This window comes from Uliginosibacterium sp. 31-12 (assembly GCF_030548425.1).
Taxonomy (GTDB): Bacteria; Pseudomonadota; Gammaproteobacteria; order Burkholderiales; family Rhodocyclaceae; genus Uliginosibacterium; species Uliginosibacterium aquaticum.
Genome location: NZ_JAUOOA010000006.1, coordinates 111,029 through 130,749 on the forward strand (window position 1 = coordinate 111,029; position 19,721 = coordinate 130,749).

Here is a 19,721-nt window from a genome sequence, read left to right on the forward strand (position 1 = left end):
GCTTGTAAGTATGCGGCCGCAAGGCGAACGGAAAATAATGGATCGGCGGGTTACGGCCTGCGGCCTAATCCGCCCTACGATCACTCTTCTGTGCCTTTTCGCTGGCCTCGCCCACGCCGCCCCGATCACAGTGAAGGACGACGCGGGCAAGGCGCTCACCCTGCAGGCGCCCGCCCAGCGGGTAATCTCGCTGGCGCCCAGCCTCACCGAAATGCTTTACGAAGCGGGGGGTGGCGACAAGCTGGTCGGCGCGGTGGAGTACAGCGATTTCCCGCCACAGGCCTTGAAGGTGCCGCGCATCGGCAGCAACCAGAAGCTCGATCTGGAACGCATCGCCACGCTGAAGCCTGATCTGGTGCTGGTCTGGTTTCACGGCAATGCGCAGCGCGAAGTCGAGCGTCTCACCGCCCTGAACATCCCGATGGCCTACTTCGAGCCGCACGGCATCGCCGACATTCCTGGCGTGCTGGAACGCATCGGCCAGCTGATGGGGAGCGAGCGCGTGGCCAGCGCGGCGGCGACGAAATTCCGCGCCCGCCATGCCACGCTGCAGAAGGAAAACGCCGGACGCGCACCTGTCCGCGTGTTCTACCAGATCGCGCAGAAGCCCCTGCTGACGATCAACGATCAGCAGATCATCTCCGATGTAATCCGCCTGTGTGGCGGCGTTAACGTGTTCGGCAAGGAGCCGATGCTGGTGCCGCATCTGTCTACCGAGAGTGTGGTTGCCACCAACCCGGACGTCATTCTGACCGCGCGTATGGGCGGCCATGGCGATGGCCCTCAGCGCGCCATGGACGAAGCCTCACTCACCGGCTGGCTGAAGTTCGGCTCGCTGACTGCAGTGAAGAACAGACAACTGTGGCTGATCCCGGGCGACACCATCAGCCGCCACGGACCGCGCATCCTCGATGGCGCGCAATCTGTTTGTGCGGCGCTGGACGACACAAGGAAGACGAAATGAGTCGTCACCTCGTCATCGGCGGCGCCCGCTCCGGCAAAAGCAGCTTTGCCCAAGCCATGGCTGAAGCGCACACGGGCGACGTGCAGCTGATCGTTACCGCCGAAATTCTCGACGAGGAAATGCGCGAACGCGTCGCCAAGCATCGCGCCGAGCGGCCAATCCATTGGCATGTCACCGAAGCGCCCGTCGACTTGCCCGAAGCCATCGAACGCTTGAACTTAGGGTGCGCATTGCGCACCGATCTGGCCGATGCACAAGGGCACCCGGTGCGCAATGCGCACCCTACGTTCGTGCTCGTAGATTGCCTCACCTTGTGGCTCTCCAACATCCTGTGCACTCAGCCTGAGACCTTGAGCGAACGTATCGATGCTCTATGTTCGGCGATCAAGTCAGCTCAGGGCCAACTGGTGCTGGTCTCCAACGAGGTGGGCTGGAGCATCGTGCCCGAGAACAAACTCGCACGCCTGTTCCGCGACGAGCAGGGCAGGCTGAATCAGCGCGTGGCGGCACTGTGTGACGAGGTCACGCTGGTGGCGGCGGGGCTGCCACTGAAGCTGAAAACACTGGCATGAATCTGCACATTATCGATGCCCCCGAAGCCTACCTCGCGCCCTGCGCGATCATCGACTTCGAGCACCCCGCCATTGCCGCCAAAGCCGCTGAGTTGCGCGCCAGCCATACCGACACGCTGAGTCTGGCGCGCGCCAGTTTCGAATTCGTACGCGATGAAATCGCCCACAGTTGGGATGTGCGTCAGGGGCCGGTCACGCTCAAAGCATCCGAGGTGCTGCTGACAGGCTTCGGCTACTGCTACGCCAAGAGTCATCTGCTCGCCGCGCTGCTACGGGCTAATGGCATTGCCGCCGGGCTGTGCTATCAGCGCCTGTCGGTCGGCGACAGCGGTGCGCCGTATTGCCTGCACGGGCTCAACGCCGTGCTGTTGCCTGAGCATGGCTGGTATCGCTGCGACCCGCGCGGCAACAAGCCGGGCGTGAATGCCGTGTTCAAACCGCCTCTCGAACAGCTGGCCTTCCCGATCAAGGAGGCCTCTGAACACGATTTCGCGCAGATCTTCGGCTCGCCCCTGCCTGAGGTAATCAGCGCACTGCAAGCCGCGCCGGACATCTTCTGGCTACACGCGCACCTGCCCGATGTTTCCCCGAATTCTTCTCTCGCCTGATCCCGCCATGACCCAAGTCTTCAACATCCAGCCTCTCTCCCGCTCCCTCGCCAGCGCCCTTCAGCAGCGCATCGACACCCGCACCAAGCCGCTCGGCAGCCTCGGCAAGCTTGAAGCCATCGCCCTGCAGATCGGCCTGATCCAGCAGAGCCTGCATCCGGAAATCCGTCAGCCGCGCATCGCCGTGTTTGCCGGTGACCACGGCGCGGCCAAAGCCGGTGTGGGCGCCTATCCGCAGGAAGTCACCGCCCAGATGGTGCTGAACTTCCTCGCCGGTGGCGCCGCCATCAATGTGCTGGCACGCCAGGCGGGGCTGGAAGTTTCGGTGATCGACTGCGGCGTGGCGAGCAAGGTGGCCGGAGCCAGTCGACCCGGCGTGGAGTACGTCATTGCCAAACAAGGGCTGGGCACCGCCAACTACCTTGAGCAAGCGGCGATGACGCCCGCCCAGCGCGATGCGGCAATCGCCAAGGGCGCCGAACTGGTACGCGGTTGGCATGCAGCGGGCAGCAATGCCATCGGCTTCGGCGAGATGGGCATCGGCAACACCTCCACCGCCAGCCTGCTGACCCACTTCGTCACCGGCGCGGATCTCGATGCAGTGATCGGCCGTGGCGCCGGGCTGGACGATGCGGGGTTGGCGCGCAAGCGCGGCCTGCTCGCTCAAGCAGCGGCCCGTGTGGGCGAGCGCAAGCTGAACGCACTGGAGGCTCTGGCCGAGTTCGGCGGTTTCGAAGTCGCCACCATGGTCGGTGCCTATCTGGCTGCGGCCGAGGCGCGCATGCTGATCGTGGTGGACGGCTTCATCGTCACCAGCGCACTACTGGTCGCCCATGCCATCAACCCGGCAGTACTGGATTACTGCGTATTCGCCCATGGCAGCGCCGAGCCGGGGCATGTCGCACAACTCGCCCACCTCGGCGCCGAGCCGCTACTGCAACTGGGGATGCGTCTGGGTGAGGGCACGGGCGCCGCCAGTGCCTTCCCGTTGATCCGCGCCGCCATCGCCTGCATGAACGAGATGGCCGGGTTTGAAGATGCGGGGGTCAGCGAAGCCCATTGATGCAGGGGCGACGCCACCAGGCGCTCCTGCGATACCACTCCCGACGCTCGAAACCATGACTGAACTCCGCCGCCTCCTGATCGCACTGGGCTATTTCACCCGCCTGCCCATCCCGGCCTGGGTGGGCTGGTCGTCCAGCGAACTGAACCGTGCCACGCGTTACTTCCCACTGGTGGGCCTGCTGGTGGGCCTGATCAGCGCGGCAGCGCTGTGGGCGGCGCAGCAGTTCTGGCCCGGCCCCGTCGCGGTGCTGTTGGCCATGCTGCTCGGCCTGCTGCTGACAGGTGCTTTCCATGAGGACGGTCTGGCCGATTCAGCCGACGGTTTCGGTGGCGGCTGGGAGACGGCCAAGGTGCTGTCGATCATGAAGGATTCGCGTATCGGCACTTACGGCGCCATCGCGCTGGTGAGTGCTCTACTGCTCAAGTACACCACGCTGACGACGCTGGGCGCCAGCGCCCTACTGGCCCTGCCACTTGTGCACGCGCTCTCGCGCATACCACCGCTGCTGATCATGGCCAGCATGACTTACGTGCGCGAAGACGACAGCACGCGCGCCAAGCCGGTTGCGGAAGGGCTTGGCCCGGTCGAATGGCTGGGCGGCAGCCTGCTTGGGCTGGCGCCCCTGGCCGCGGCCGTGGCCCTGGGCCTGCTCTCGCCCGTGCGCGGGCTGGCCCTACTGCTCGCCCTGACCTGCGCCGGGCTGATCTGCGCACGCTATTTCAAGGGCCGCATCGGCGGCTATACCGGCGATGCGCTGGGCGCTGCGCAGCAGGTCTGCGAACTGACGGGTTATCTGGTGCTGTGCGCTCACGGGGCCGGATAACAAGGAACAAACTTCCCTCCATGAATTCCGATCACGCCGCCCCCTCCTCCGCACCACTTTCGCAAGACGCCACCAGCATCTACCTGATCCGCCACCCCTCTGTCGCGGTGCCGCCGGGCGTTTGCTATGGCCAGAGCGATGTGGCGCTGGCCGAACCGGTCGACGCGCTGGCGGCCGGACTGCGCGCGCAGCTGCCCGCCGAATTCGCGCTCATTTCCAGCCCGCTGACGCGTTGCCGGCAGCTGGCCGAAGCACTGGGCCAGCCTATATTCGATGCACGTCTGATGGAAATCGATTTCGGCCGCTGGGAGCTACGGGCCTGGGATCAGATCGAGCTCAGCCTGATTGATGCCTGGGCTGCCGATCCACTGCACTTTTGCGGGCATGGCGGCGAGAGCGTACTGCAGATGGCGGCGCGGGCACAGGCGGCACTGGCGGCAGCACTGAGTGGTGACACCCGTGCGCTGGTAATCGTTGCCCATGGCGGCCCGCTGCGAGCCATCGCCGGCCAGCTGCTGGGCCTTAAGGAAGAGGAATGGATGCAGCTCCGTTTTGCGTGCGGCGAGCTGCAGTTGATCACCAGGGGCTGATCAGCCTATCGAAGGAATACTCTCCGGCGGCTGACTGCGCGCAAACTGCTGCATCTGGAAGGCAAGTGCCGCATCCATGGTCGAGGAGTGATGCTGGAACCAGTCTCCCAATGATTCGGTGAGCTCACGCCCGGCGCCATGCTGACCACGCTTCAAGTCGCTCAGGGCGCTCTGCAGCAGGCTCACCACACCTTCGTGATCGCGCTGATGGTTTTCCGCCCCGACGATGCCGGACTCCCGCATCCAGAACTCTTCCTGCGCAAAGTGGGCCTCGCAGTGTGCCAGCAACTGCTGCAGGCTGCGGATCTCATCCTCGTCATCGGAAGCGGCAAGGATGTTCGTCAGCGTCAGGAACTCCTGATGGGCATCATCCATCGGGCCTGAAGCCAGGGCGTGCCGGGCCGGATTCCAGTCGAGCTTGCTCATGTGTCTCATCTCCATGTTTCTAGATTTCTGGCCACTTTGACAAGCAGCTTCTCTTGTTAGTGCCAGCGTAGCAGTTCGGAGCGCCCACGTCGCCTGCGATGCAACATGGCGCGCTCCGCTACAATCCGCCCATGCTCAACCCGCCCGCCACCACCTATCTGGCTGATGCCATCGATCCCGCGCAGCTGCGTCGGGCACTGGTGATCAAACTGCGCCATCACGGCGACGTGCTGCTCAGTTCGCCCGTGCTCTCCAGCCTCAAGGCCGCTGCGCCGGCCTGCGAAATAGATGCCCTGGTCTTCGCCGATACCCGTGCGATGCTCGAGGGCCACCCGGATCTCGCCCGCCTGCACAGCATTGGCCGCCACTGGAAGAAACTGGGCCCGCTGGCTCAGCTGCGTCATGAATGGACGCTGCTCAAGGCCCTGCGTGCCCGCCAATACGATCTGGTCATCCACCTCACCGATCATCCGCGCGGCGCCTGGCTCACCCGCCTGCTCGCACCACGCTGGGCAGTCGCCCCGCAACGCGCGGGCAAGGCCAAGTGGTGGAAAAACTCCTTCAGCCACCTGTACCGCACGGTCGGCGGCGGGCGCCGCCATACCGTCGACACCCATCTGGATGCGCTGCGCCGCCTTGGCATCCAGCCCGCCCCGGAGGCGCGCCGACTACAGATGGTGCCGGGCGCCGAAGCCGAAGCGAAGATCGCTGCGCTGCTGGCCGACCATGACCTCACGGCCGGCCGTTTCATCCAGCTGCACCCGGCCTCACGCTGGTTCTTCAAGTGCTGGCCGGCCAGCCTTAACGCTCAGTTGCTGCAGGCCCTGGCTGCACGCGGCGAGAAGATCGTGATCACTGCCGCACCCGATCCGCGCGAGCAGCAAATGGTGGAGGAAATCATTGCGGCAGCTAAGGTGCCGGTGGTGAATCTCGCCGGCCAGTTCAGTCTGCGCGAACTCGCTGCGCTGACGGCCCGCGCCAGATTGTTCATCGGTGTGGATTCCGCCCCGATGCACATCGCAGCCGCCGTCGGCACGCCTTGCGTGGCCCTCTTCGGGCCCTCCGGCGACAAGGAATGGGGGCCATGGATGGTGGCGAGCGAGATTGTCAGCAGCCAGCACAGCTGCCGCCCCTGCGGTCAGGATGGCTGTGGCGGCGGCAAGATGTCAGAATGCCTGTATGCCATCGGCGTGCAGCAGGTGCTGGATGCCATCGACCGGGTTGCCCCCTGATGAAAGAAAGCCACGACGCTGCCGCACCGCTGCACCTGGCCCTTGTACGCCAGGCCTACAACCCCTACGGCGGCGCCGAACGCTTCATTGAGCGCGCACTGAAGGCGCTCGGCGAAGACGCCGTACAGATCACCCTGATCACGCGCAACTGGGGCGGCGAGCACAAACCGGGTGTCAAGGTGAAGCTGCTCGGAGCCCCGCGCCTGGGCCGCCTGCTGCGCGACATCACTTTCACGCGCAGCGTGCGCTCGCTGATCAAGACCCAAGTCTTCGATCTGGTGCAGAGCCACGAGCGCATTCCTGGCTGCGACATCTTCCGCGCCGGTGACGGCGTACATGCCAGCTGGCTCGAGCAGCGTGCCCGCACGCTGGGCCCGCTGGGCCGCCTCGCCCAGAGCCTGTCGCCCTGGCATCGCTACATTCTGCGCATGGAAGACCGCATGTTCCGCGATGCCAAGCTGCGCGCGGTGATCTGCAACTCCGAGATGGTGCGGCAGGACATTGCCCACCGTTATCCCCAGCTCGCCAGCAAGCTCCACGTGATCCACAACGGTGTGGATCACGTTCATTTCCACCCGGGCCTGCGCGAACTGCATCGCGAGAAGGTCCGTGAACAGCTGGGAGTGCCCGAGTCCACCCGTGTGCTGCTCTTCGTCGGCTCCGGCTTCGAACGCAAGGGGGTGCCGCAGCTGATCGAGGCACTGGCCCAGCCGGCGCTGGCGCAGGCCGAACTGTGGGTAATCGGCAAGGACAGGCATGCCCGCCGCCTCCAGAAGCGCGCCGAGCGCCTGGGCGTGGCCAGCCGGGTGCGCTTCCTTGGTCCGAAGAAGGACGTTGCCCCCTACCTCGGCGCAGCCGACGTGTTCGCCCTGCCCACGCTCTACGATCCGATGCCCAATGCGGCCATCGAGGCTCTTGCCAGCGGTCTGCCGGTTCTGACCTCGACCAGCTCCGGCGCAGCCGAACTGGTGCGTCTCGGCGAGAACGGCGAGCGCGTCGATGCCCTGGACATCCCCGGCATGGCCGCCGCCGCTCACCGCCTGCTCGAAGCCATGCACGATCCGCTGCGTTGCAGCACCTTCCGCAACGCCTCCAGAGCCAGTGTGGACACCCTCAGCAACGAAGCGATGGCCGCTCAATTGGTGGCGCTTTACCGGCAACTGCTCGGCGGAGCCAGCCAGCTATAATCCACCCTTACTTTCTTCGGCACCTGCACCCATCATGGCGCAATACAACACCCTGCTATCCGTACGCTCGCTGCATATCGTGCACACCGAGTCCTCCTGCGGCTGGGGCGGTCAGGAAATCCGCATCCTCGAAGAATCGCGCGGCATGATGGAGCGCGGCCACCGCGTGACCATCCTCTGCCCGGTGGAATCCACCCTCTACGCGCGTGCCCGCGACTGGGGCGTAAAAACCGTCTCACTGCCGATCCGCGAAAAGCGCTGGCCGGACTTCAAGGCCATGCGCGCCTGGATCGTCGCCAATCGTGGCGAGATCGACGTCATCAACACCCACAGCTCGACCGATTCCTGGCTCGTCGCGCTGGCCAACCTCTCGCTCGGCAAGAAATCCGTGCCAGTGCTGCGCACCCGCCACATTTCGGCGCCGGTGGCCAACACCTTCGCCAACCGCTGGCTCTACGGCAAGGCCGCCTCGCACATCATCACCACCGGCGAAGGCCTGCGCCATGAGCTGATCGACGGCCTGGGCCTGCCGGCCTACCGTGTGCAGTCCGTATTCACCGGCATCAACACCAAGCGCTTCGTGCCCGGCAACAAGGTCGAAGCGCGCGAAAAGCTGGGGCTGGACGTGAATGCCGTATGGATCGGCATCATCGCCACCCTGCGCTCCTGGAAGGGCCACAAGTTCCTGCTCAAGGCCGTCGCCGAACTCAACGATCCGCGCATCCGCCTGGTGATCGTGGGTGATGGCCCGCAGCGCGACAAGCTCAACCGCCTCACCGTGGAGCTGGGCCTCACCCGTGTGGTGCGCTTCGCCGGCCAGCAGCGCGACGTGGTGCCCTGGCTGCAGGCGCTGGATGTGTTCGCCCTGCCTTCCTTCGCCAACGAAGGCGTGTCTCAGGCCGTGATGCAGGCCATGTCGGTCGGCCTGCCGGTGATCACCACCCCGATCGGCAGCTCGGCCGACGTGGTCAAGGCCGGCCTCACCGGCGTGCTGGTGCCGCCCAAGGACAGCAAGGCCCTGGCCAGCGCAATCCGCAAGCTGCTCGACAATCCGCAGGACGCCGACAAGCTCGGTGCCGCTGCACGCGAGTTCGCCGTCGAAAACTGTGGTCTTGAGCGCATGATCACGCGCATGGAAGCAGCCTTCCAGCGCGTGGCCGGATGAGTCGGGCCCGCGCGCGGCTGAGCATTTTCGGCCGCCTCGCTCGTCAGCTTCTCAATCCCAGCGCCTGGCGGCGCCGCAAGCCCGAGGCGCCGCAAAGCATCCTCGTCCTGCACCATCTGCTGCTGGGCGACACCCTGATGCTCACGCCCTTGCTGGCCCGCATCGCCGCCCGCTACCCGCAGGCCAGGCGTAGTCTGAGCTGCCCGACCGCACTGGCGCCACTCTACGCCGGGCAGCCCTTCGGCTTCACCGCCCTGCCCTGGAACCCGCGCCAGGGCGACATTGCCAGCATATTGGCAGCGGCCCCTTTCGATCTGGTGGTCATCCCGACAGAGAATCGCTACAGCCCGCTGGCCCGTGCCCTGAGCCAATGGGTGCTCGGTTTTTCCGACGACACACCGCGCTGGAAGAACTGGCTGCTCGACGAAGCACGTCCCTTCCCGGACGCACCTGCTGCTTTCGGTGACTTTTGCGCCGATCTGGTCGAAGGGCCGGCGCAACACTATCAACCAACAGACTGGCCCTTGCCTGCGGCAGCGCCTTTCAGCGCTCCCCCCACGCCCTATGTAGTGCTCCATCTGGGCGCTTCCTCCCCCCTCAAATACTGGCCGAGCGAACGCTGGTCCGCGCTGGCCAACTGGCTCGCGGCGCAAGGTAGCACCCCGGTATGGAGCGCCGGAGCCAGGGAAACCGCGCTGGTCACGGCGGCCGATCCCAAAGGGCGGTTTGCCAGCTATGCCGGTCAGCTCGACCTCGCCCAGCTCGCCCAGCTGTTTTCCGGCGCAAGTCTGATCGTCTGCCCGGACACGGGTGTGGCACACCTGGCCCGCATCGTCGGCACCCCCACCGTGGCGCTGTTCGGTCCCGGTTCGAGCCTCATCAGCGGCGCCGGCAAGTACTGGGCGACCAGCCCCTTCACCGCAGTGTCGATCGAGATCGCCTGCCGCAACCAGACCAACACCTTCCGCCGCCATCGCGACTGGATCCAGCGCTGCTCACGCAGCTTCGGTGAGCAGCCCGCTCAGTGCGCAGAGGCGCGATGCATGCAGGGCATTACGCTGGAGCAGGTAAAAACCGCCTGCTCTGCCTATCTCGCGCGCTGAACGTCGTGCCATTAGGAAGTATCGCGGAAGCGCTCATCGGAGGGGTAGCCGAATTTGTGGGCGAAATCGTGCTCCGCTGGCCTGGCCAAAAACTCTGTCAGCGCTTCCGGCGCGATACCGAGCTGGAGAGCCCATGGGCTTTCTGGGCTGGATTGGGATTCTGGCTCGCCACGATGGGTAGCACCTGGCTGATCCACGCCCTGCTCTGGCGCTGAACCAAACAAAACGGCCGCATCAGCGGCCGTTTTTCATTCAAGCAGGGAAAGCTCAGAGCACCGCCAGTGCGGCTTCGTAATCCGGTTCCTGCTTGATTTCCGGCACCAGCTCGGCGTGCAGGACCTTGTTGTCGGCATCCAGCACCACCACAGCGCGGGCGGTGAGGCCGGCGAGCGGGCCGCTGGTGATATCCACGCCGTAAGCGCCCTTGAAGGCGGCATCGCGGAAGGTGGACAGGGTCTTCACGTTGGCAAGGCCTTCAACTTCGCAGAAGCGCTTGGCCGCGAATGGCAGGTCAGCAGAAATCACCAACACCACGGTGTTGGCCAGGCTGGAGGCCTTCTCGTTGAACTTGCGGGTGGAAGCCGCGCAGACACCGGTATCAAGGCTCGGCACGATGTTCAGCACCTTGCGCTGACCGACAAAGCTGGCCAGACCGTATTCAGCCAGATCCGCACCGACCAGCTTGAATTCAGCGGCGCCATCGCCCTTCTTGGGGAAAGAACCAGCCACTTCGATCGGGTTGCCACCCAGGGTCACAGTCGTCATCTTGTTTGCTCTCGTCAAATGGGGAATCGCGCGGGTACGCGAAGCCTGAATCCTGAAGGATGATCAGGCACTTGCCAACCCCGCGCAGAACAGGGGAAAGTGTTCTGCAGGAACATGGCGCTTCTGCAGCCGGCACGGAGAAGGATCTTCAGGACAGATACTGCCAACCCGCGCAGGCGTCGCAGGGGCACGCCACGTTACGGATAGAAGACGTAGAGACGATATCCAGAAGCCGGTAACTGCCCCAGATTCAGGGTCAGGTTAGCGGTGACTTCGCTGTGCGACTCGAAGGCCGGCAGGCTGGCATAGGCCGGTGGCAGCCATTCGGCAGGCGCCAGCACACGGCGCGCGATGGCGATGTCGAAGCGATCCGTGATGGTGAGCTCGAGGTGTGGCCAAGCCTGGTTGAAGCCCGCCTTGTTGAGCACCGTAGCATTCAGGCGGAAGCTGGTTTCCTGGGTGCTGTCCGGCGTGAAACTGCTGGATTCGATGACGATCAGATCGTCGCCATCAGCCTTGATCACTTGCGGATAAGGCACGCTGCAGCCGGCCAGCGCGCAGGCCTTTTCGAGCAGCGGACGACTTTCCGGCACCCAACGCGTGAGTTCGCTGCGAAACAGCCAGGCGAACTGCAGGCTGCCCAGCAACAGCAGCAGAGCCAGCCCGCCGGCCCACACCCAATGGCGCTGGCCACGACGACGGTCTTCGACCTGGGCCGGCGGTGTCTTGAGCTGGCGCTGGCGTTCATCAAAAAGGGAAGCCGGGCCATGATCCGGTTCGCCATCCGGGATACCCGGGATGTCGATCGGCTCTTCAAGCATGACTGTCTGGCCAAAGACCATGTCGGCGGACGCATCGTAACGCCCGACCCCGAGTTCCTTGGCAATCTGCGAGACATAGGGCTCGCTGCGCACCTCAGCCACGGGCTCCGGCGGCGCCGCAGCGACATCAGCCTCGTCCAGACCGTCGATATCGAAGTCCAGCCCGCCCGCCATTTCGGCGCGGACCTCGGCCGGCGAAGGGCCGTCGAGCTGGATGTTCATGGTGAAATCGTCACCTACCGCGGGCGCCTCGATAGGCTCGGTCACCTGAGCTACAGGCGCGGCACTGACTGACGGGGTCCGGGGATGCGCCGTTTCAGCCGGAATGGTGATCGAATTGCTGCGCGTAGCCTCAGGCACCAGCGGCTTGGCACGGGAAACCGCGGTTTGCGCAACGGCCGGTGACGCGATGGTCGCAGTTGGCGCCGGGGCCACAGGCCGGGCAGCAGGCGCAGGCGTGACCGGGGCGGCCTGCACGACGACTGGCGCAGCTGGCGGCGTACCCGCAGGGGCGCCGGCGGGTGCTGACGGCGCCGGATCGTTTTCGTCGTCGAGTTCTTCCAGATGGGCCAGCGCCGAGAAAGGCTGCTGGCAGTGGCCACAACGCACCCGCCCGCCACGCACCGAGAGCTGTTCCGGACGAATCCGGAACTGGGTGCTGCAGTGCGGGCAGCGCGTTGTCAGCATGCGCGCTGGCCTTCCAGGCGAATCCAGCCTTCATGCTCGGCGCCCACCGTCAGCGCAATGTACGGGGCATAGGCGTCAATGACCTGCTGCGCCTGGATGGCGAGCACGCCGGAGAGAGCCAGACGGCCACCGGTCTTCACGCGAGCGGCGATACCGGGAGCCAGAACACAGAGCGGATTGGTGAGAATGTTGGCCACCACAAGATCGAATTCGCCAGCGATATGCTTGGCACTATTTTGCCACGTTGCATTCGTAACGCCATTCCGTTCGGCGTTGGCATGACTGGCTTCAACGGCATGCGGATCGATGTCGCAACCGGTCACCGTGCCTGCACCGAGCTTGGCCGCAGCAATCCCGAGGATGCCGGAACCACAGCCATAATCGAGCACGGTTGCGCCGGGCGTCACCACATCGCACAGCCACTGCAGACACAAACGGGTGGTCGGGTGCGAGCCGGTGCCGAAAGCCATGCCCGGATCCATCTCGATGTTGATGGCATTCGCGTCAGGCGACTGGTGCCAGGACGGCACAATCCACAGCCGGTCTGTGATATGGATCGGGTCGAACTGAGCCTGAGTGAGCTGCACCCAGTTCTGCTCGGCCACATCCTCGACCGTGAAGGGCGGCACATCATCGAGACCGGCTTCGTCAGCCGCTGCAGCCAGCGCCGCCGGCAGATCGACACCGGCATCGAACAGCGCGATCACCACGCTGTGATCCCAGAGTTTCTCGTTAACGCTGCCGGGCTCACCGAACTGCGGTGTTTCGCGCTCGGTACCGGCATCGGCATCCTCGATCGAGACGGACAATGCGCCCGCCTCCATCAGGGCTTCGGACAATGCCTCGGCCTGCTCTGCTGCAGCCTTGAGGGAGACGGAGTGCCACATCGATCAGGTATTCCCGGCGAGTTTCTTTTCCAGGTAGTGGATGCTGGTACCGCCTTGCACGAAATGGGTATCCATCAGCATTTCCTGGTGCAGCGGGATGTTGGTCTTGATGCCTTCGACCGCCATCTCCGACAGCGCAATGCGCAGGCGACGAATTGCCTGCTCGCGGGTGTCACCGTAAGCGATGACCTTGCCGATCATCGAATCGTAATGCGGCGGCACGGTGTAGCCGGTGAACACGTGCGAATCGACGCGGATGCCGGGGCCACCCGGCGTGTGCCAGGTGAGGATCTTGCCCGGCGAGGGCGTGAACTTGAACGGGTCTTCCGCGTTGATGCGGCATTCGATGGCATGACCACGCAGGTGCACTTCCTTCTGCGTGTTGCGCAGCTTCTCGCCCGCGGCAACGCGGATCTGCTCCTGCACGATATCAATGCCAGTGATCAGCTCGGTGACCGGGTGTTCCACCTGCACGCGGGTGTTCATCTCGATGAAGAAGAACTCGCCCTTTTCATACAGGAACTCGAAAGTGCCAGCACCACGGTAGTTGATACGCTTGCAGGCGGCCACACAGGCCTCGCCCACCTTGGCGATCAGCTTGCGGTCGATGCCCGGAGCCGGCGCCTCTTCGATCACCTTCTGGTGACGGCGCTGCATGGAACAATCGCGCTCGCCCAGATAGATCGCGTTGCCATGCTGGTCGGCAAGCACCTGGATCTCGATATGGCGCGGGTTCTCGAGGAACTTCTCCATGTACACGGTCGGGTTGCCAAAGGCAGCACCGGCTTCCGAACGCGTCATGGCCACGGAAGAAATCAGCGCGCCTTCGGTATGCACCACGCGCATGCCGCGACCACCACCACCACCAGCAGCCTTGATGATCACCGGGTAACCGATGGCCCGGGCGATCTTGACGATTTCCTTGGGATCATCCGGCAGGGCACCACCCGAACCCGGCACGCAAGGCACGCCAGCTTCGATCATGGACTGCTTGGCAGAAACCTTGTCGCCCATCAGGCGGATGGTTTCCGGCCGCGGGCCGATGAATACGAAGCCAGAGGACTCGACGCGCTCGGCAAAGTCGGCATTCTCGGAGAGGAAACCGTAACCGGGGTGAATCGCCTCGGCATCAGTCACTTCAGCGGCGGCAATGATGCGCGGCACGTTGAGGTAGGACTGGGCGGAAGAGGCCGGACCGATACACACCGACTCATCGGCCAGCTTCACATACTTGGCCTCGGCATCCGCCTCGGAGTGCACCGCCACGGTGCGGATGCCCATCTCGCGGCAGGCGCGCAGCACGCGCAGCGCAATCTCGCCGCGGTTTGCAATCAGGATCTTGTCGAACATGGTTTTTCTGAGGACTGAATACCGGGGACGGAGAACTGAGTGATGTTGGCGGTCAGCAACGCTAACCGGGATTCAACTCAGTCCCCAGACCTCAGATCCCTGCCCTCTTCCTCCTATTAGCCAATGATGAACAGCGGCTGACCGAATTCGACCGGCTGGCCGTTTTCAACCAGGATGGCCTTGATGACGCCGGCCGCATCGGCCTCGATTTCGTTCATCAGTTTCATGGCTTCAATCAGGCACACGGTCTCGCCCTGGGCCACGTTCTGGCCAACTTCGGCGAAAGGCTTGGCGCCCGGCGAGGAGGAGCGGTAGAAGGTGCCTACCATCGGCGATTTCACGACATGGCCTTCAGGCTGGGCAGCAGCGGCCGGGGCGGCAACCACCGGAGCGGCAACCGGGGCAGCAGGCGCAGCGGCCGGCATCTGGGTCATGTAACTCATCGGAGCGCTGTTCGCCACATGCTTGGCGATGCGTACCTTTTCCTCGCCCTCGGTCACTTCCAGTTCGGCAATGCCGGACTCTTCCACGAGGTCGATGAGTTTCTTGAGTTTCCTGAGGTCCATGTCTCACTCCAATGGTAAAGATGGCGCAGCAGCAAGGCGGCGCCAGTTGAATCGGGATTCAGCGTGCCAGCAGCTTGTTCAACGCGTAGTCGAGGGCGTACTGGTAACCTTCTGCACCGAGGCCACAGATCACCCCCACGGCAATCGCCGAGAGGTAGGTGTGGTGGCGGAAGGGCTCACGAGCGTGGATGTTCGAAAGATGAACTTCCACGAAGGGAATCGAAACGGCAGCCAGCGCATCGCGCAAAGCCACGCTGGTATGGCCGAAGCCACCCGGGTTGATGATGATGAAGTCCACACCCTCGGTGTAGGCCGCCTGGATGCGATCGATCAGCTCGCCTTCGTGATTGCTCTGGAAGGATTCGAGCAGCGCACCGGAGGCGCGAGCGCGGTCTTCCATGGCGCGATGGATGTCAGCCAGAGTAGTACTGCCGTAGACGGCCGGTTCCCGCACACCGAGCATGTTCAGGTTCGGGCCTTGCAGAACCAGAATGCGCGCGGCGTGGGACGAAACGTCAGCCTGTTGGGCCTCGGCAGACTTCTTCGTCTTCTTGGTCGAGCTGTTCTTCATGGCCGCGAGTTTGCCGCACTTCGCTGCACGTTGTCCATCTTTCACTTCAAGTTACGCCCATTCGCTTCCGCATGCTGGGCTACCAGGCGGGCCACTTCGCCTGCCCTGAAAGCCCCCAGTTTCACGGCTTGCAGGCGTCCGCCGGCATCCACCAGCAGCGAAAAAGGCAGGCCGCCAGCAGGGTTACCCAAAGCTGTCAGAATTTCACGTACGCCGCCGTTAGCCACCAGAACCGGATAGGAAACCTGCGTTTCGTGCACAAAGGCCGCAGCGCTGGCCGGATTCTCCCAGGCCAGGCCCAGCACCTGCACACCGTGGCGGGCTTTATCCTGCGCGAAGGCTTCCAGTTGTGGCATTTCCTCGCGGCAAGGCCCACACCAGCTGGCCCAGAAGTTGATCAGCAGCGGCTGTCCGCGCCAGCGGGCCAGCGGCTGGGGCTGTCCGGCCACATCCGGCCACTCACGCGCCAGGAGTTTCTGCAATGCAGCATCAGCCTGCTCCGGCCCAGCCTGAGTCATCCGCTCACGCAGCAGCCCCCCCAGCAGCGCACTCAACAGAATCGCAGCGAACAGTCCCGCCACGCGCGCCAGCTTCATTTTTGCAGCCCGAGCAGAGCCTCGAATGCGTCCAGGCGTAACTTTTCCTGAATGGCACCGGCATGGTTGCGACGCGGCGTGCGCTCGGCGACGTGATTGTGCACATAGAGCTTGACCGGAACCTCATCGCACTCGAAGACCAGAATCGCCTCCGGCGCGTCGTGGCCAGTGCTGCGCACTTCCTGATGCTCATAGGGCACATCGCGGCCAAGCAGATAGATTTCCACGTCCTTGGCGCTATCGGCATAGACCTCGACCTCGACTTCGGAGAAGGCATCCACCATGCCGTCGATGACCGCCCCCGTCACATACGGGCGAAACGGTGTCAGCAGACGCAGCACCACCAGCGCCGCGGCGCGCATCTGCTGCAGGCGCTCGGCATCATCTTCATCACTGAAGATGGTGCGCCATTCGCGCAGCGCTCCTTCGATCTCGGCATTGCTCGGCAGATCCCGCTCCGGTACGCCCAGCTGGCGCGCAGCCTTGCGTTTGGCGAAGGCGTAATCCTCGATGCCTTCTTCAGCAATCAGGCGCGCGGCCTGGTGGGCGATGCTGCGGCGCAGATCGCCAACGACGGTATCCGGGGTATTCGAGCGGGCAGGCATGCGGGCGGCTCGCGAGAGGTAGAATCGAGGCCATTGTACACAGGCAGGCTCCAGCTCCATGCATATCCACATCCTCGGCATCTGCGGCACCTTCATGGGCGGCATCGCCCTGCTGGCCCGTGCCGCCGGCCATACCGTGACCGGCTGCGACGCCAACGTCTACCCGCCGATGAGCACCCAGCTCGCCGAGCAGGGCATCGCCCTCGTGGAAGGCTATTCGCCGGACCAGCTGGCCATGGCACCAGACCTCTTCGTGGTCGGCAATGCCGTCTCGCGCGGCAATCCGCTGCTGGAAGCCATCCTCGATCGCGGCCTGCCCTACACCTCCGGGCCACAATGGCTGGCGGACAACATTCTGCAGGGCAAGTGGGTGCTCGCTGTGGCCGGCACCCACGGCAAAACCACCACCGCTTCGCTGCTGGCCTGGATCCTCGAAGATGCGGGCCTCAACCCCGGCTTCCTGATCGGTGGCGTGGCCAGTAACTTCGGCATCTCGGCACGCCTGACCGACACCCCCTTCTTCGTGGTCGAGGCCGACGAGTACGACACCGCTTTCTGCGACAAACGCAGCAAGTTCGTGCACTACCGCCCACGCACGGTGATCCTGAACAACCTCGAATTCGACCACGCCGACATCTTTGCGGACTTGGCCGCCATCGAGACCCAGTTCCATCACCTCGTGCGAACCATCCCGCAACACGGCCGCATCCTCGCCAACGGCAACGAAGATTCGCTGCGCCGGGTACTCGCACGCGGCTGCTGGAGTGAGCTGGAGTATTTCGGTGGCGACGGGATCTGGCAGGTACATGAAGATGACGGCCGCGACCAGGTCGCATTCAGCCTCAGCGGCCGCGAAGCCGCCCAGTGCATCCTGCCGCTGGCCGGCCAGCACAACCGTTTGAATGCGCTCGCCGCGATGGCCGCCGCCCGCCATGTGGGCGTCACACCTGCCACAGCAGCCGACGCGCTGTCGCGCTTTGCCGGCGTGAAGCGACGCCTGGAAGCGCGCGGCAATGCTCGCGGGGTCACCGTGTATGACGACTTCGCCCACCACCCTACGGCAATTGCCACCACGCTTGCCGGACTGCGCAAGCGTGTGGGCAAGCGGCGCATCCTGGCAGTGCTGGAGCCGCGCTCCAACACCATGAAGCTCGGCACCATGAAAGCCCAATTGCCGGTCAGCCTCACCGAGGCCGACAAGGTGTATTGCTTTGCCAAGAACCTCGGCTGGGATGCCGCCGAGGCCCTGACCCCGCTCGGCGACAAGGCACAGAGCTTCGATGAGCTCGCCGCGCTGGTCGCCGCAGTCGCTCAGGAAGCCAGGCACGGCGACCAGATCCTGGTGATGAGTAACGGCGGCTTCGGTGGCGTGCATGAGAAGCTGCTTGATGCACTCAAGGCAGGCGCCTGAAATGCAGCGTCGCACTCTGCTCCACAGCCTGCTGAGCCTGCCGGCCCTGCTAATACTGGGCGCCTGCGAACAGGGCCCGAGCTTCAATACCACCGACGTCACCGGCGCCAGCTACGGCCCGGCGCTGCGCCTGAAGGATCAGCATGGTCAGGCGCGCACCCTCGCCGATTTTCGCGGCAAGGTGGTGGCCATTTTCTTTGGCTACACCAACTGTCCGGACGTGTGCCCGACCAGCCTGATGATGCTCAAGGAAGCCCTGCAACTGATGAGCCCGGCCGAGGCCGAACGCGTTCAGGTGCTCTTCGTGAGCGTGGATCCGGCCCGCGACACTCCCGAACGCCTCACGATGTACATGAACGCCTTCGATCCGCGCTTCCTGGCGCTGACCGGCTCGGACGCTGAAATCGCCGCCGTGGCCAAAGAGTTCAAGGTGTATTACGAGAAGAAGGGCGATATCGCCAGCGGCCGCTACACCATCGACCACAGCGCCGGCTGCTACCTCTTCGGGCCGGACGGCCGGGCCCGCCTCTTCGCCCGCCACGGTGAAACTGCAGCGCGCGTGGCTGCCGATCTCAAGCTGCTGCTGACGCAAACATGAAAAAGCCCGGCTCGTGGCCGGGCTGAAGCCCCGCGGACAGGCCGCAAGCCTTACTTGGTACGCAGGATACTCAGCACCGTCTCGAGTTCATCACGATCGGTGATGTACTTCGAGTACAGCTTCACTGCGAAACCCTCGATGCCGGACATCGACATACGGGATTTGTCGGTGATCACCGCCCCTTCCTTCTTCGCCTTGGCCAGCGATTGCAGCTCGCTGTCAGCCCACAGCGTCTTCATCTGAGCCGAGGAGCTCGCAGCGGCGCTCGACAAGGCCTGCTGCTGGGCAACACTCAGCCCCTGCCAGGTCTTGCGCGACACCACCAGCACCTCGGGCACCGCTGAGTGTTCGTCGAAACTGTAGTGCTTGGCCAGCTTGTAATGGCCGCTGGAGACATAGGACGGCACATTGTTCTCCGCCGCGTCGATCTCGCCCTTCTGGAAAGCCTCGCCCACCTTGTCATACGGCAGCACCACCGGCGTGCCACCCAACTGCAGGATCAGATCCTTGTAGACCGGTGAATCCTGTACCCGCACGCGCAAGCCGTTGAAATCAGCAAGGCTGCGGATCGGTTGCTTGGTCGAATAGAAGGAGCGCGTGCCGCTGTCGTAATAGGTCAACACCACGGCGCCCACCTTCTCCGCCTCACTCTGGATGCGCTTGCCGAACTCACCCTCCAGCACGCGCCACATGTGCTCGCGGGAGCGGAACAGATAGGGCAGGCTGACCAGCTTCACCGCCGGCATGTCCTTCGCCAGCATCGCCAGATTGACGCGCGCGATGTCCAGCGTACCGGCTTTGACCTTGTCCCAGGCCTGCGCCTCATTGCCTGCCTGGCCACTGTGCTTGACCTGGACCTGCAACTCCCCCTTGGTCAGCTCGGCCAGCTTGTTGTGCAGCACTTCCTCCGACTGCACGATGACATGCCCCGGCGGATGGATTTCAGCCAGAACCAGATCCTTGGCCGCAACCTGCGCCATCCCCAGACCGGCCAGCAGGCCACATGTCCAGAGCCCTGCAATGCTTCTACGTACCACGTTGCCACTCCCTTGCCGCACACCCCGTCAGGCCCCTCCCGACGATCCCATGTGCACAAAGTGGGCAATCGTGAATTAGTTCACACTTTCG

General features: G+C 64.2%; 23 protein-coding genes. 13 read left to right on the forward strand and 10 right to left on the reverse strand.

Translation table 11 applies throughout. The features are described 5' to 3' along the window. Positions 1-37: 37 nt before the first annotated feature. Genes Q3Y64_RS12625 through Q3Y64_RS12650 form a run of 6 tightly spaced genes read left to right on the forward strand, consistent with a single transcriptional unit; the run spans position 38 to position 4,623 of the window. Entirely contained in the window at positions 38-964 is a 927-nt protein-coding gene (locus Q3Y64_RS12625; protein WP_303562341.1) for a cobalamin-binding protein, read from the forward strand. Continuing rightward, the gene (cobU, locus tag Q3Y64_RS12630) at positions 961-1,536 is read left to right on the forward strand and encodes a bifunctional adenosylcobinamide kinase/adenosylcobinamide-phosphate guanylyltransferase (RefSeq protein ID WP_303562343.1); all 576 of its coding nucleotides are present in this window, start codon (positions 961-963) and stop codon (positions 1,534-1,536) included. The genes Q3Y64_RS12625 and cobU overlap by 4 nt, the downstream gene beginning before the upstream one ends. Beyond that, positions 1,533-2,144, forward strand: a complete 612-nt coding sequence (locus Q3Y64_RS12635; RefSeq protein ID WP_303562344.1) for a transglutaminase family protein — start codon at positions 1,533-1,535, stop codon at positions 2,142-2,144. The genes cobU and Q3Y64_RS12635 overlap by 4 nt, the downstream gene beginning before the upstream one ends. Positions 2,145-2,151: 7 nt before the next feature. Continuing rightward, positions 2,152-3,207, forward strand: a complete 1,056-nt coding sequence (gene cobT, locus Q3Y64_RS12640; protein WP_303562346.1) for a nicotinate-nucleotide--dimethylbenzimidazole phosphoribosyltransferase — start codon at positions 2,152-2,154, stop codon at positions 3,205-3,207. A 55-nt stretch (positions 3,208-3,262) separates the two neighbouring features. Then, positions 3,263-4,033 carry an adenosylcobinamide-GDP ribazoletransferase gene (locus tag Q3Y64_RS12645; RefSeq protein ID WP_101940886.1) on the forward strand — a complete coding sequence of 257 codons (771 nt, stop codon included), beginning with the start codon at positions 3,263-3,265 and terminating at the stop codon, positions 4,031-4,033. A gap of 20 nt (positions 4,034-4,053) precedes the next feature. Further along, positions 4,054-4,623: a histidine phosphatase family protein gene (locus Q3Y64_RS12650; protein ID WP_101940885.1), complete on the forward strand. Its 570-nt coding sequence runs from the start codon at positions 4,054-4,056 to the stop codon at positions 4,621-4,623. On the opposite strand, the gene Q3Y64_RS12655 is transcribed toward Q3Y64_RS12650, so the two are convergent. Continuing rightward, complete coding sequence (locus Q3Y64_RS12655; RefSeq protein WP_101940884.1) at positions 4,624-5,049, reverse strand: hemerythrin domain-containing protein; 426 nt, start codon at positions 5,047-5,049, stop codon at positions 4,624-4,626. It lies immediately after the preceding gene. A 131-nt stretch (positions 5,050-5,180) separates the two neighbouring features. Between Q3Y64_RS12655 and rfaQ the strand changes: the two genes are divergently transcribed. Genes rfaQ through Q3Y64_RS12680 form a run of 5 tightly spaced genes read left to right on the forward strand, consistent with a single transcriptional unit; the run spans position 5,181 to position 9,951 of the window. Continuing rightward, on the forward strand, positions 5,181-6,281 hold the full coding sequence (gene rfaQ, locus Q3Y64_RS12660) for a putative lipopolysaccharide heptosyltransferase III (RefSeq protein WP_303562347.1): 1,101 nt from the start codon (positions 5,181-5,183) through the stop codon (positions 6,279-6,281). Further along, complete coding sequence (locus tag Q3Y64_RS12665) at positions 6,281-7,468, forward strand: glycosyltransferase family 4 protein (protein ID WP_101940883.1); 1,188 nt, start codon at positions 6,281-6,283, stop codon at positions 7,466-7,468. The genes rfaQ and Q3Y64_RS12665 overlap by 1 nt, the downstream gene beginning before the upstream one ends. 34 nt (positions 7,469-7,502) lie before the next feature. Continuing rightward, the gene (locus Q3Y64_RS12670; RefSeq protein ID WP_101940882.1) at positions 7,503-8,633 is read left to right on the forward strand and encodes a glycosyltransferase family 4 protein; all 1,131 of its coding nucleotides are present in this window, start codon (positions 7,503-7,505) and stop codon (positions 8,631-8,633) included. Continuing rightward, positions 8,630-9,736 (forward strand): glycosyltransferase family 9 protein, encoded by a 1,107-nt coding sequence (locus Q3Y64_RS12675; protein WP_303562348.1) that lies wholly within the window; start codon positions 8,630-8,632, stop codon positions 9,734-9,736. Before Q3Y64_RS12670 ends, Q3Y64_RS12675 begins: the two co-directional genes overlap by 4 nt. Before the next feature lie 5 nt (positions 9,737-9,741). Then, positions 9,742-9,951, forward strand: a complete 210-nt coding sequence (locus Q3Y64_RS12680) for a hypothetical protein (protein ID WP_303562350.1) — start codon at positions 9,742-9,744, stop codon at positions 9,949-9,951. A gap of 52 nt (positions 9,952-10,003) precedes the next feature. On the opposite strand, the gene tpx is transcribed toward Q3Y64_RS12680, so the two are convergent. The 8 genes from tpx to Q3Y64_RS12720 all read right to left on the reverse strand — a co-directional run bounded on the left by tpx (position 10,004) and on the right by Q3Y64_RS12720 (position 16,584). Next, entirely contained in the window at positions 10,004-10,501 is a 498-nt protein-coding gene (gene tpx / locus Q3Y64_RS12685) for a thiol peroxidase (protein ID WP_101940880.1), read from the reverse strand. 197 nt (positions 10,502-10,698) lie between these two features. Beyond that, the gene (locus tag Q3Y64_RS12690) at positions 10,699-12,009 is read right to left on the reverse strand and encodes a DUF3426 domain-containing protein (protein WP_101941039.1); all 1,311 of its coding nucleotides are present in this window, start codon (positions 12,007-12,009) and stop codon (positions 10,699-10,701) included. Beyond that, positions 12,003-12,896, reverse strand: a complete 894-nt coding sequence (prmA, locus tag Q3Y64_RS12695) for a 50S ribosomal protein L11 methyltransferase (protein ID WP_303562353.1) — start codon at positions 12,894-12,896, stop codon at positions 12,003-12,005. Before prmA ends, Q3Y64_RS12690 begins: the two co-directional genes overlap by 7 nt. Before the next feature lie 3 nt (positions 12,897-12,899). Next, positions 12,900-14,246: an acetyl-CoA carboxylase biotin carboxylase subunit gene (accC, locus tag Q3Y64_RS12700; protein ID WP_101940878.1), complete on the reverse strand. Its 1,347-nt coding sequence runs from the start codon at positions 14,244-14,246 to the stop codon at positions 12,900-12,902. A gap of 116 nt (positions 14,247-14,362) precedes the next feature. Then, positions 14,363-14,812 (reverse strand): acetyl-CoA carboxylase biotin carboxyl carrier protein, encoded by a 450-nt coding sequence (gene accB, locus Q3Y64_RS12705; protein ID WP_303562355.1) that lies wholly within the window; start codon positions 14,810-14,812, stop codon positions 14,363-14,365. A gap of 58 nt (positions 14,813-14,870) precedes the next feature. Then, positions 14,871-15,383 (reverse strand): type II 3-dehydroquinate dehydratase, encoded by a 513-nt coding sequence (aroQ, locus tag Q3Y64_RS12710; protein WP_101940876.1) that lies wholly within the window; start codon positions 15,381-15,383, stop codon positions 14,871-14,873. A gap of 41 nt (positions 15,384-15,424) precedes the next feature. Beyond that, a complete protein-coding gene (locus Q3Y64_RS12715; protein ID WP_303562357.1) occupies positions 15,425-15,979 on the reverse strand; it encodes a TlpA disulfide reductase family protein in 555 nt (184 codons plus the stop codon). Further along, positions 15,976-16,584: a hypothetical protein gene (locus tag Q3Y64_RS12720; protein ID WP_101941037.1), complete on the reverse strand. Its 609-nt coding sequence runs from the start codon at positions 16,582-16,584 to the stop codon at positions 15,976-15,978. Before Q3Y64_RS12720 ends, Q3Y64_RS12715 begins: the two co-directional genes overlap by 4 nt. A 58-nt stretch (positions 16,585-16,642) precedes the next feature. On the opposite strand from Q3Y64_RS12720, the gene mpl reads away from it, so the two are divergent. After that, positions 16,643-17,995 (forward strand): UDP-N-acetylmuramate:L-alanyl-gamma-D-glutamyl-meso-diaminopimelate ligase, encoded by a 1,353-nt coding sequence (gene mpl / locus Q3Y64_RS12725; protein WP_101940875.1) that lies wholly within the window; start codon positions 16,643-16,645, stop codon positions 17,993-17,995. Position 17,996: 1 nt separating this feature from the next. After that, positions 17,997-18,593: an SCO family protein gene (locus Q3Y64_RS12730; protein ID WP_303562359.1), complete on the forward strand. Its 597-nt coding sequence runs from the start codon at positions 17,997-17,999 to the stop codon at positions 18,591-18,593. A gap of 50 nt (positions 18,594-18,643) precedes the next feature. Here the strand turns inward: Q3Y64_RS12730 and dctP are convergent, their stop codons facing one another. Beyond that, entirely contained in the window at positions 18,644-19,630 is a 987-nt protein-coding gene (gene dctP, locus Q3Y64_RS12735) for a TRAP transporter substrate-binding protein DctP (RefSeq protein ID WP_254048177.1), read from the reverse strand. Positions 19,631-19,721: the final 91 nt, after the last annotated feature.